Genomic DNA, 13,346 nt, shown 5'->3' with positions numbered 1-13,346 from the left:
AACTACTGCCCAATTGAGGATTTAGTGACTGATACTAAAGTACAAAAGTTAGATTGAGCATTGACTGTATGATACTCAGCTTTAATAATTTTACTATTCTTTAACACCGCTTGTGCAATTGCTTCGGTTGTATCATTAACGCTAATGGTTGTTTTAGACTTACGGGTCACCTTACCAGCTTTATTAGAGGCTACCGCTTCACTATTTTTAGTGATTTCAGATTCATTCTGAAGTGCTATCTCAAATTGCTTAACAAGTTCTGCACGAGCATCTGTACTTGCCAGTGTTCGATCCATTGAAAGATCGCCTGTAGTTACTGTACATGCACTAGCTGCAACTTTATCGTCTTTTACTTCCACTGATGGGTTCATTACCCAAGCAGGGTAACCATCAGCAAGGGCTGGCAGTGAGAAACAAACACAACACAATATTATTTTAATTTTCATTTATTCTTTCCTTAAATACTTGAAAAACGTTGTTCTTCTTTCAGAACCTTTTGCAGGTATAGTCGAGTTTCTTCATAGGGTAGTTTGGTAATAAGCCTTTGCTTAACCTGTTCTGGTGACAGCCTGTTTATTTCATCAATTGCAGGTTGTAATCTGACCCTACCAGTAAATGTTTTTGCCACATTTCCAGGTCCTGTATTATAAGCTGCTATCATGCAGTACTTTTTCGATAAAGGATCTCGAATCTTCTTAAAGTATCGATCTCTTAAAAGCTTTAAATACCCTCCACCAAATTTTAGGTTTTCTTGCTCTATATAAAGTTGCCTTGGAGTTGGGCTTTTCTTTTTTGAAAATATAAGGTGGTTAACATCTAAGCCAGCCGAGGTGGGCACTACTTGCATCAGGCCATATGCAGGTATTGGCGAACGAGCCATAGGATTAAAGCTACTCTCAGTGAACATCATAGCTAAGCCCAAAGCTGGCTCGATTTGCCACTCTCTCGTAGTGGAAACAAACAAAGGTTTCAATTCTTGAGCACGTTTATAGACCCAGTCATTGGGAAAGTTAACGGTTATGACTGTTCGAGTGGGTACAACTTTTTTAGTCGTTTCACTTTTTGATACTTGTACAACTTTAGCTTTACCAACTAACTTATCAATATCTACTGGAGCCATTACTGATGCCATCAAAGGCTTAGCAACATTACTACCTTTAGGCGCTGCCATAGAGTCGTTTAACTTAAACTCATTGACTTTACTTTCTGGAGTTTCAACTAACGAAGTCCTTTTCTCACTTGTATTTTTTATAATGACGCTAACAAAAGGATCTGCTTTTTCAGCTTCTGACTTTGTTAAAGTCAAAACACGATTTAACTCTTGTTCGGCTATTTTAAGCATATCGGCATGGTTATGTGTACCAATACTGCTGACTTCAATTGTGCCAGTCTGATAATCTATTTCGCTACGTTGATTTAGCTCGTCACTGTAGCTTACCCAAGAGTGCACATCAGAGACTTTCTCATCTCCCCAAACTGCAAACACTTTAGCTTTATAGTCTGCCATGGCAGTATTTGCAGCAGTTACATAACTGTCGTATCGACAATTTTTCTCGAGAGTATAAATTCGCTGTGAAGCTTGTTTGCAAAACTTTTTGCTGGCAAAACCAGGCTCTACAACAAAATGCTGTTCAGAGTAACTTTTCGCACTTGCGCATTGCTGATTGACTTTGATATTACACTTATGAGTAATATTCTCAGCCTGAACCGAAAAACCAATACATAACACGCTAGATGCGAATAGCAATAACGCTAGTCTCATAGTTAATACCTTGTATTAATACGTTGAGTTGCAAATTCACACCGCTCCATAATCTTCAGTAACGGATTTAAACGGCTACTTTGATCAGTAAGATGTTGGACTGATATTTGTTCGTACACAGAGCTATCGAATGGCTTACTACATAGAAGTGCTACATTCATATCGAAGGTCCGATCCTTTCCTTCTGGGATCTCTGACGCTAAACCTTCATACAGGCTCAAATCTGGGAAGGTTAGTTTCTTATTGGCGATGACCTTTTGGTTCTCTAACCACACACTTACTTGGCCTGATTCCAACACCTGAAAAAGACTAAGATAACCTTGTTCTTCGCTAATAACACTGACATGGTAGTACTGAGAGGGAGTAAGCCTGTTTGCACTAACGGATAGCTCTAATAATGGATTATCTATACTGGAAAATAAGCTCTCATAGTCACTGGGTTCTAGCGAAAAACTGCCCTGACTATGGCTCAAAGACCATAGATGTCCTGCCTGAGTTAAATATAATTTAGGCTGACATGACAGTGCCTCTAGCCCTGAAGCCAATAATACAGTTTTAGCTAAGAACACATTTTTCCCGTGCTCACAAGGCGCCTTCGCTAACCACAAATTCAGCTTACTTTCACTTGAGCGACGATCATAAGCAATTGCCACAGACCAAACGCCATCAATCTGTTCAGACTGTAATAAAATAAGCGGACTCGTCAAGGTAAGTTCGCTGTATTCAGTCACCTTAGTATTCGCGGCTCGAGTCACCTTACCATCTTGTAAATGGCTATTAATTTCAGTTTGCGATTCAACATGACTGCTCAGTTGCTTAGCAATATCAGCCTTAGCTGAAGATTTCGCCTCAGCTAACGTGTCACCCTGTCCAACACCGCACAGATAAGCATCTTGTTGGCATGCTTCAAACGGAAGGTCTGAAAGCCATAAAGGTGTTGCTGAAACAGCATTGACAATGAAAGTTAAGCCTACTACTAAACAAGCTTTAATAAAAAAATGTGCCATTTGCTTAGGTCTTAGGCCTTAAATTCATAGTGCTATAATCTCTAAGTGAGCCATATCTAACACCAGCTTCATTTGTTTTGTTATCACATTTTGCGAGGTTTATACCAATTGAAACTCCACTTTGAGTCACCATCGCTAAGCCCCCACTGTAGGTAATTTGGTCTTGAGCGCCTGTTAAACCTGAATCTAATTTCTGCTCTTTAACGGCAGATTGACACCATTGAGCACCGCCAAATGTTTGATTCAAATCGACTGGAGCATCTGAGACACGAAAACTATATGTGTTACACGTCTTTCCTTTAAAGTCTTTACCACCCTTTTTCTCTAAAGCCCAAATGAGGTAGCCATTACCATCTTTAGATGGTTGAGAGACACTCCATTCACAGCCACCCTCTTGAATATAATCACCAGCAATCAACATTTGTGCATTGGCAAAAGAAACCGCTGACATAGATGCCACTTTATCAAATACTAACTCGCCGCTGGCATTAACGCTAAATCGCGCAGTAATATCATAATAGCTCACTTTACCTGTATCTTGGTTGGTGATAGGTAATCGCGAAATCGCGACAGTATTACCCGCTCCAGAAAAGTGCGCCGATTCCATGTGCACCGATAGATTGGTGCCGTCCACATTAGCCGCCATTGCGAATGTGGAAAATAATGCCGTTGCCAATAGAGTTTTAATTCTCATGTTAAGTCCCTTTAATTTAAAGTGTAATATTTGGATTGCCATACATTTCTGGATGCTGTTGTTTTAAATCGCCCATTTCAAATGAACGAGCTTGTACTTTTCCAGAAACTACATTATGAAGTTCAGTTAACTGACGCGTACCATTTAGCCATTCTTGTACCAAGTAGTAGCTAAATAGGCGATGACCCTTGTCAGCGTACATATTAGAGTACTCTTTATTTCTCCCGGCCGTTAACACCGCCATTTTCGTATCATCTATGCCCACCTTTTTAGGCACTAAACGGCTAGCAGCAACCCCTTTAATAACAGATACCCCATCGGTGGCGCCGCTGAAACAACTATCGACGAAGGCCACCACAGATTTTGCGTTGGATTTTGATAACAACTGATAGATGTTATTAAGTCTGAAATAGCTATCATCTTTTATAAAGTCAGGGATTTTATCGTGCGGCAAAATATAAGGGTCATTATCTGGCAGCGCAGGGATACCGTGCCCATTATAATAAAAGTACACGGTATCTTGAGGCTTTACATGGCTAAGCATGAGCTTCAATTTATCTTTAATAGCGCCACTGGTGGCTTGTTCGTCATACAAGGCATATATATGACGCTGCGGTACACCAAGTAATTTATTAGCCGCTAAACTAACGGCCTCACCACTGCGTCTTGAATAGATAACATCGTCAGTATTGTCATATTTTTCAATCGCGATATTGAACAACCATTTAGTTTTATCTTCCGCAATGGCATCAACTGAGCTCAATTGAGTCAACAATTCGTCACCTAGCTCTGTTTCAGATTGCTGCATTACGGCTTTAAGTTGAAATTTATCGACTAGATTAGGATTCTGGAGCTTCAATTGAATACCATCTGTGTCAATTTTCTTATCATCTACGAGTGCCACCGAAATCGACTCAGCTTGAAAAGATTCATCTGTCTGTGAGCCTTTGAAAGTCTCTTCACCCACTTTTAAAGATACAGCAGTGAGCTTCAATGAGTCCCCTTCCATTTCATAGTGAAGTTGAGGTTCGTAAAGCTCGGCAGCATTAAAAACAGCCTTAGCCTGTTGCTGCGGTACATTAACTGCGACAGAGTGCTTGTAATCAGCGGTTTCCGCTTTAAAATCGAAAAACATCACTTGTCGCTCGGCATCATAACTTTTTGGCGTAAAAACAGGCTTACCCATAACCGCTTGGAAAGCCTGGCCATAGAAATAAATAGGATTGTCTGTTGCGGCGCCGACTAAATGGCTCTGACGACGAGTTAATTCTTCAAGTAAGTTATTTCTAGCGGTGACATCTGAACGATATTTTTGCTGAGCAGAGGCGATCAACTTGTCTCTTTCTGCCATGGCAAGGTTAACCCTTGCTTGAAACTGTACTTTGGTTTCAAACTGATCTTTTTCAATCACTGGCGGTAATGGTAAATCAGGTGGCGATATCTCGGCAGGCACTAATGAAGGGTCAATGTTAGTTGACTGCTGGCGATAGTATTGTGCTAATAGGTTAATTCGCTCAAATGTAGGTTCTGTTCCGCAAGCAGGATTAGCCACCATTCTAAGCTGATTAACAACTTCCGGATTTTCACCGTTGAGAATGGCGATAGTTGAAACATCTCTTGTGACATTTTTCTCTTTTACATATGCGCCTTGATATACCTCTGGTACCCCATCAACAATAAGCTCACCACCATTAACATCCCAAACAGTCGCAGATGATTGACCGCAAATATTGGGCTTACCGAGATCTTGATAGATGAATTTATCCGTACTGGCGAATGCCTGACTACTGAAAAAGCTGATAACGCAAAGCGCAGCTGCACTGACTCTCATATTCAATCCTTGATAGAGGCTTGGTTTTCAAACCAAATCCTTGGTCTAATCTTAGTGGCCATTCTTGAAAAAGTAACTTCAACACCAAGAAGTTACAATATTGCGACCTACACTTCAACAACCCTCTTTAACATCGAGCAAAAAAGAGACTTAAATCACGCACATAAGCAACAAGCTTGTTGAAATTTACCGTATATACACTCACGTAGGATAAACACATATATTTTGAGTCAACTTAACTATAATGATTATTATCATTAAGTTGGCAAGCCATTGGTAAACTTTACATTTATCGACTTAATCTGGCTTAACTTCACGTTAACCGTAAGTTACAACCACTTCACAACAGGCGCAAAATAGGCCCAATCGGGTGAACCAAGAGCTATTAGGCTAATGCCACTATATGACGGTCAAGTATGAGCATAATGATTATCATGAAGTCTCATGATGATAGTCACTTTGCTTGCTGCTTCGCTCTCTTGATATCGCGTACCCAAATCACTAAGCCTTGAGTCATCTTCGATTTAAACAGATCGATAGCAGTAAAAAGATCGCTTAGCTTTTTATAGCCGTAGTTTCGCTGGTCAAAAGATGCTTGATTAGATATCTGTTCCCCGATTAGACCAAGCATCGCCAAGCCATCATCCTTTTTTACAAGCCATCTTTGTGCATAATTCTCTTGACAATTACTTCATTACTCATCTAACCTTACCAGACTCCGTGCGACTAAATACGACTAGGGGCACAAATAGAACACTAAAAGCAGCAGGAGTTGTATTGAAATATCTAACCATTGATGATGTTTGCGAAATGTTGAGTATAAGTCGACGCACTCTAGAAAGAATGAGAAAGGTTAAACCCGGAATAGGGAGTAACCTTACTGAGAGTTCGAATACGCTTAATATATTTAGTAATCTTGCTCCACTAGCGTTCCCAGAACCTGACTTACAAATAGGTAGAAGTCCTAGGTGGGAGCAAGACAAATTAATATCATGGTTACAAAAAAATGGTAGCCGCCTCCAAACACAGGAATAGGATTAAGAACATGACTAACGAAGAAATTAAGGCTCTTATTCAAACCTCAGTAAATCAGGGGCTTGCAGCAGGCTATAATGTTGGACTTGAACAAGGAAAACAGCAAGGTATGGCAGCGGGTTTAACCCAAGGTGAGCAGTTAGGATTCATTAAAGGTGTTAGATTTTGCCAATCTGCAGTTTCTGACGGAACTCGTAAGGGATCTTCCAAGTGCGCACAAGTATTGAAATTTTTAGATGGATTAGATGACTAATTTTTCGAGACTCTTACAATGAGAGCTTTTTATAGTTAAGGTCAGGCATACCCTTATCACCCTGTGTGCTTTTCAACCAAAATAGAGGCAAAACACCAACGCAACCCAGCTGCGTTGGTGTCTAAGGTAGGGAACTCTAACTACAAACACCCTAGCATTCTTCTCTCTAAGTCCCCAGAATAACCATCCAAGTATGCCTCATAACTTTCTTTAATTTTTTTAACCAAGGATCGGTCTTCAGTTATAAAACCTAATGGGATAGTCATCGCCTCATTTGGTCGCTGTAGATGGTAAACAACCACAGCTAGTTGTTCCGGCACAATAATAAGCTCGACAACACCATCAAGAAACCCTGAGCAGAATTTTTCAGATTGCTCTTTAAGCTCACCTAATTGAGAACGCCAATTACGAACCCCGTCTCGATCATCCGTACCATCGACAGGAATCATTAGTGAAAAATGCTTATCTTTCACTAAGTTATTTAGACTTCTCATGCGATTAAACATGGTCTCTGATTGAAGCCAATGTCTATCAGATGGGGCCACCCAAATAACCTGAGGTGCATCACCTTTACCAGAAGAGGCTTTGTCAACCAAAGACTTAATAGGTTTATATATCTTTTCCCAATTATCACTGAGTGTTGATGCGCCAATAAAATGCTCAGTCCGGCTCTTCGCAGAAGACTCACTACGCAATTTTAGATCATATCCAGTCCCATCAAAACCATCAGGGATTAAACAGTCTAAAGAGAATCCATCTTCAAATAAATCCATCGCCTTTGCGATACTTTGAATATTATCAGCCTCGGAAGCCACAGAAAGATACTCATTTACCGTACTAGGAATAGCGAAACTATCGTAGAGCTTATGCTTACAGCTACGCTCAATCGTATTTCTCTCAACATCAAGATTGAATCTGAGAGTAATTCTGACATGATGATCTTTACTCTTTCTGATGTCGCTAAGCTTATACAACTCAACATCATGCAAATTATTGATTCCATCAAACTTTATTAATTCTTTTTCAAACACATCCAAATAGGACCGAAGAAAAGCCTGCTTAGCATGAGAAGTACTCTCACTGGAAATTGCAGGGTCAGGTATCAATTTTATGGCCCTAAGCGGGTTCCCAGTATTTTGAGAAGAATGAATATGATCAAAATTGAATAGGTCGAACTTAAAGGTATGAGTACGCTCAAAAGTTGAGCGTACTTTAGGCCTTGTATCTTCACCATTAAAGTACTTCAAAGACTCGGCGGTTAAACTCAAACGACCATCATTACCGATCGCCACCTCTTTCATAGAGCTCAATTGAGATATTGCTACCCGTATATCTTTTTCTGATAGACCGAGAAACTTAGCCACTTGATCTGCTGTCATCTCGCCCACTTTCAACAAGCGTAGAACAAACTCTCTGATGAATGACAGCTCACTTCGGCCAACGACCATATATTCAAAGCGAAACGCCTGAACAGGCACTGCGATGTCGATTTCTTGCACTGTTCTCATGTGATGGCTAGTCATTTAGCAGCCCTCCTATTAGAAACATCTCTAGCCTTCAAAATCCTGTAATCCTCTCCTTGTCGCTCTTGTATAAATGATGCCACTTTGCCTAAAGGCAATTCTGCATTTTCCTTATTCCACATAGAAATTGAGCCAACCACAATAAGCCTGTCCATTGAGCGAGACATTGCCACGTTAATTCGGTTCGGTTGTTTTAAGAAACGAGGCTTTCTATCTTCGGCATTACGAGTGATAGAAACAATAACCACACGATTTTCCTTGCCTTGATAGCTATCAACAGTGTCAATCTTAACTAAAGACTTAAAACCATCACTCCAATTACTTTCATTAAACTTCTTCCTCAGTACACGCTTTTGAGCCGCATACATACAGATAACACCTATAGGGGGCTCACCTTCTTTGACTAGATCTGAAAGTTTTTGGCAATAGTCGAAATCTTGCTCAACTTCCTTAAGAATATGAATAATTTGATCAACTTCTTCAGGGTTGATTAAACTTGTTCCGTCCTGCCTATCATAAGACTTTTTCCCTCTAGAACTGGTATCCAGCCACGTTACCGTTGATCTTAATGCCTCAGGACCATTACGATAAAAATCAGGTATATTCCGTTCCCCAGTTTGCAACTTCTTATCATAGAAAGTATGTGACACCAAATTACCAATAGGCTCTGCCATGCGATATTGAGTCAATAAACTACTGCCAACATGTTGACCATAAGAAGACTCAAAAGCCTTTTCAAAATCACTCATAAAGACGTGAGACAGTGCTGGCTCAACCTTAGGAACACCGAGGTTACGAAGAATCACATTCTTATGCTCATCTTGGTACAGAGGTGGTAACTGCTTGTGGTCACCAACCAGTAAAACTCGCTTGGCAGACTGCATAGCAATTGCCAGCTCAGAGGATATAGAACGGGCTGCTTCATCAATAATCACCCAGTCATACTGCACTGTGTTGATGCCCAAATGACCAAGCCCCATACCTACGCAGGTGCCACAAACAAGCGTGCGAGACCTAGCCAGGAATTCTTCGTAACTTCCAGGGTTAGTAGCCAAACGCTCTTTATAATCATCGATGATTTGTATCAAAGCTTTCACTCGGCGATATTCATGAGGACCAATGCCATAAAGCTGATTGATCTTTTCATCAACTTTGTCCGCCACATTACTGAGATCAAAGCTCAAAATATCATATTGCTCTGTTAACTCATTCTTCAACTGGCTTTCTAGAGATGCAATAGTTTGGGTAACACTCTTGACATAAGATTCATCCTCTCCGTCTTTTGCATCGCTTTGAAGCCTTATCAGGTTCTTGATCTTTTTCTTGATGCCAAATTCAACACCTAGCAAAGCCTCTAAGTAATCTGAATCCAACCTTAGAGCGGGCTGAAGATGTAATATCCGTTCTTTCAATTCAGCAATGAAGGATTGCCTAGTAGACTCAATAATATTCCTCGAATATACATCCTTTAACCCATCGGACACTGAAGATTCACGATTACTGAATCTAACAATATCAATAGGAGTTTCAAAGCGAACACAATGTGATCGAATTCGATCAACAGCTGTATTAACGGCCTCGTGGGACTGACTCACCAATAAAATATGGCTTGCATGGTCCTGTTCTAACAAATAGTGAACAAAGGCTGCTATAAATTCTGTTTTACCCGTTCCAGGAGGACCTTGTAATAATGATAAAGGCCCCTTACTGAATAACATGCGGAATGCACTGCGTTGAGCTTCATTCAAACTAATTTTTTTATCTTTATCTTCTCTATCATAACGAGACAATTGATCATCAGTCGGGCCATCATGAAAATGAACAGGCTTCATGTCCTGTAGAGGATCAAAATAACTCACCATATCAGGCACTACAGAAGACTGATTTAATACTCTCTCCATCGCTTTTTTACGACGAGTATAAGATGCCCGATCTTTCTTGGTTCTAAGATACAAAATATCACCAAGCTCCGGGCCTTTCTTATTGGTTAAAGGCAGCCTGACTTCTGAGCTGGTAGATTTTTCAAGAATAATCTTTCCAAGATTGAATTCTCTATCACCTACCTTCTTGATGGCAAAGACCTCGTCATCGCGATTAAAGCTATCAAGAATTTCAGAATCAGAATCGTAAGGGATAATCAGTTCATTTCGTTTCAAATCAGGCTGAGGGTCATCGCCAACTTCAATACTTGGCAATGCTTCAGTTTCCGCCTCAATGATAGCCTTCCAGATATTTCTAGTGGTCAACTTTTCATCGATTGATCGAGGAATTGAATCAAGTCCAGAGCTAATAAAATTATCCGTACTAGCATCTACATCTTGTGGGGCTGGTGAAGCGACTTGCTCCATCAGTTTTTTGATTTCGTGAATATCCTTATCATCTTCAATTGGATTCGCTATATTTTTACAATCGGGTAAAAAGGTATCTTGCTCCAATAAGTGATTATCCAAAGCAGATAAGTCGTTATATCCAGTAAGGATTTCTATACTCAGATTAAGTACCAACTGACTTTTACTCTTGACCCATCCAGGAACACCATCAATCGCCCTAGGAACTAGTGCATTTTCAATCAGCACGCCTTCTGTATTAAAGAACACATCCAGAAAAGCATTAACACCGTAGAATGAAACTTTAACAGAGTTGTCTTTTTGGCGAGATTTTTCTATATACACATATAGCTCACCGTTATCAGGCAAAATAGTAACTGCTTCTTCGAAGTCACGTCGATTCAAACTCACACTAACTTTGCTGATCGAATCATCTACAGGATCAAACTGTTCCACTAAAGCAGCTTTGAATCGATCCAAAGACAAGAAGCCATTACTGTCACTAGTCTCTTCCTTCAATGACTCTGCAACAACTGAATATTCAGTCTCGGCCTGAAGGTTATCCCAGTCGAGAGCAAGCAGCTCGGCTGAAATACGCATAACTGCAAAATTATCACGCTCACTTGTCGTAGCGGATTCAATATACTCTGGGCTATACCTGTGATTTCGAGCCGTTTCACTAGAGCCGGTGAAGTCAGGAATATCGATCAGTACAACACGTAAGTCATCACCATATTCCTGAACAAGTAAGTTACCCGGATGAAGATCGCCATGGCTCAAGCCAATACCTTCTAAATGCTCAATATTACGTATTAAGGCCTGAATGGCTGCCAGACATGTATCTATAGGATGATCTTTCTTAGACCAATCATCCCAAGATTCTCCATCGATATAATCTTGAACAAGAAACAGTTCAGACTTATGCGTAATGCCATAATCCCTAATAGTACTTAGGTAAGCAGGCGAGACCGCTCCAATCCTCTCTATTTGATCAAAGAAGTTCATGCACTGATACACACCAGCCTGATCATTACCAGCATTTACATTATTCCAAATCTTTACCAACTGATCATCAGAGCGATAAATCTCTTTCAACTCATCACTAGAAATTTCTTCATCTTCACAATATACCTTGTAAAGATTTATTTTTTTACGGTATTTATCTAATAATGAATCATCAAACAGCTCAATAGCTTCCTGAGCAGGTTGAGCGCCAATCAAAGCCGCCTGCATAGCATCAGCATTATTAAATCGCTCTGACGGAATATCAGAAACAGCTTTTCGTAGAACGTCTCCGTACCACTCAGCGTTCTCTGCAATACCCTGTAAGGCAGCCTCTACAGACTTGATAGATAAACGTTTACCTGAAAGCAATAGGAAACACAGAACCCCCAGCGCATACACATCACGGTGATACTCAGTAGCTCTATGATCTAAACTTTCTGACCGGTCTTCTGGAGGACTAATAACTCCGGTACTAATAGCCTTCCTTCTAGGCCCAACAGTGCCAGCAGGCTGATGGTACGAAGACATAAAGCTGGAAAGAGCAACTTTATTGCCGGGCGACAACCATAAGCTATGATCGCCAATATCTCGATGCGCGATATTAATCCCATGCAATGAGGAGAAATGATGAAGAAGCACTTTCACCAAGCTCAAACGTTGTTCATCATTTAATTTGTCGGCATGATCAGCCACATAATCATTGAATCGACTATGCCCATAAGGTAGCTCGTATAACTCATAGAACTCTTGAGTTATTTGAGAAGGATCAATATTAGTTAAAGAAGTCAGGCAAGACTTATAGAGTTCGTCATCATATTGACGAATATGGGTAAGAACTTCCTTCTCATGAGAAACAACCTTATAGCGCCCCTCGGTTGTTTTCAGCTCACGGTCGTTGAATTTAGAAAAATCCCAACGTCTTAAAAGCGCTTTATCATCCTTTCTTTGCTTTGATTTAGCTTGGAATTCTGTATAAACCGATTCAACACCTTCTGGAGGATAAATTTTCTCTTCAGCTTCATAACCATTAACCAGCAAACTTTTTGGTTTAGTTTGCCCATCATTGAAGATGCTATCAAACACATCAAAGTCTTCATTGAGTCGTAAGTTGAGGGCACGTTTAGGTACATTAGGAGGAAGAAACATCTCCTCGAAGATTTTTTCATCAGCAAGTGCTAAAAATTCATTGAGATTAAGTACATGCTTCCTGTCTTTTTCTGGAAGCTTACTACCATTGGCAGTTCCTGTTAGTACAACAAAAAAATCAACTCTGGGAGAATTAAACTTATTCCCCTCAAAGCTAGGGAATTTTCGTCCAGAGCTTCTCAACTTTTCACGAAGCATGTACTGCTTGTCTTGAGTAATACTTACAGCTGAACGGCCTCTATGCTCTCCATTTTGATACCATTGATCACCATTGGCAGTTAACTCGCCATTCCAATGTTTAAGCTCAATAATGATGACGCTAAAATGGGTAACAATGATTAAATCAAACTCACCTTCATTATTACGGCCGCCAATCAAACGGAAACCTGCGTAACCTTTCCAAGGCCACAGAGAGCTGGTTTCTGGCTTTAACTGTTTAAGCTGTTCAAATGAACCAAACTTTATTGGTTTACTACCGACCGCACTTTTTTGTTCAACCTTCTTAACACCAAAAACCTCAGACATTTTCTCAATAGCATCGATTTCGTGCAGCGTTAACCCGCCTTCCCAGTATTTTACTTCCATTTTTATCCAAGTTACCTTTATATTGCTTAGAATGGCCGAACTAGATGTTAATGCCACTAAATATTGTGGCTATCAACAATTAATTGGCGACTACGAGCACAACCAACACCACGTTAATAACTATTATCGTTAGTCGTAAGTTACAACCACTACACGATAGGTATAAAATCTGGTTCAA

8 protein-coding genes and 1 pseudogene are annotated in these 13,346 nt (G+C 40.2%); 1 reads left to right on the top strand and 8 read right to left on the bottom strand.

Annotated elements, in window-relative coordinates; genetic code table 11:
* Positions 1–2 precede the first annotated feature (2 nt).
* The 6 genes and pseudogenes from EKG39_RS05540 to EKG39_RS05515 form a co-directional block, all read right to left on the bottom strand.
* Positions 3–446: a hypothetical protein gene (locus tag EKG39_RS05540; protein ID WP_126504767.1), complete on the bottom strand. Its 444-nt coding sequence runs from the start codon at positions 444–446 to the stop codon at positions 3–5.
* Positions 447–457: 11 nt separating this feature from the next.
* Positions 458–1,762, bottom strand: coding sequence for a murein transglycosylase domain-containing protein (locus EKG39_RS05535; protein ID WP_126504766.1), 1,305 nt, complete (start codon positions 1,760–1,762; stop codon positions 458–460).
* 2 nt (positions 1,763–1,764) lie between these two features.
* Positions 1,765–2,769: an LPP20 family lipoprotein gene (locus tag EKG39_RS05530; RefSeq protein WP_126504765.1), complete on the bottom strand. Its 1,005-nt coding sequence runs from the start codon at positions 2,767–2,769 to the stop codon at positions 1,765–1,767.
* 4 nt (positions 2,770–2,773) lie between these two features.
* Positions 2,774–3,463 (bottom strand): hypothetical protein, encoded by a 690-nt coding sequence (locus EKG39_RS05525; protein ID WP_126504764.1) that lies wholly within the window; start codon positions 3,461–3,463, stop codon positions 2,774–2,776.
* A gap of 16 nt (positions 3,464–3,479) precedes the next feature.
* The gene (locus EKG39_RS05520) at positions 3,480–5,294 is read right to left on the bottom strand and encodes a caspase family protein (RefSeq protein WP_126504763.1); all 1,815 of its coding nucleotides are present in this window, start codon (positions 5,292–5,294) and stop codon (positions 3,480–3,482) included.
* A 454-nt stretch (positions 5,295–5,748) separates the two neighbouring features.
* A pseudogene (locus tag EKG39_RS05515) lies at positions 5,749–5,949 on the bottom strand (OST-HTH/LOTUS domain-containing protein); the annotation flags it as partial.
* A 390-nt stretch (positions 5,950–6,339) separates the two neighbouring features.
* Between EKG39_RS05515 and EKG39_RS05510 the strand changes: the two are divergent.
* A complete protein-coding gene (locus tag EKG39_RS05510) occupies positions 6,340–6,582 on the top strand; it encodes a hypothetical protein (RefSeq protein ID WP_126504761.1) in 243 nt (80 codons plus the stop codon).
* A 140-nt stretch (positions 6,583–6,722) separates the two neighbouring features.
* Here the strand turns inward: EKG39_RS05510 and EKG39_RS05505 are convergent, their stop codons facing one another.
* Together EKG39_RS05505 and EKG39_RS05500 are read right to left on the bottom strand one after the other, a co-directional pair.
* Positions 6,723–8,105, bottom strand: a complete 1,383-nt coding sequence (locus EKG39_RS05505) for a hypothetical protein (protein ID WP_148103051.1) — start codon at positions 8,103–8,105, stop codon at positions 6,723–6,725.
* Positions 8,102–13,168, bottom strand: a complete 5,067-nt coding sequence (locus EKG39_RS05500) for an AAA domain-containing protein (protein WP_126504759.1) — start codon at positions 13,166–13,168, stop codon at positions 8,102–8,104. The genes EKG39_RS05505 and EKG39_RS05500 overlap by 4 nt, the downstream gene beginning before the upstream one ends.
* Positions 13,169–13,346: the final 178 nt, after the last annotated feature.

The organism is Shewanella atlantica (assembly GCF_003966265.1).
Classification (GTDB): domain Bacteria; phylum Pseudomonadota; class Gammaproteobacteria; order Enterobacterales; family Shewanellaceae; genus Shewanella; species Shewanella atlantica.
This window is presented reverse-complemented; position numbering and strand designations above follow the sequence as displayed.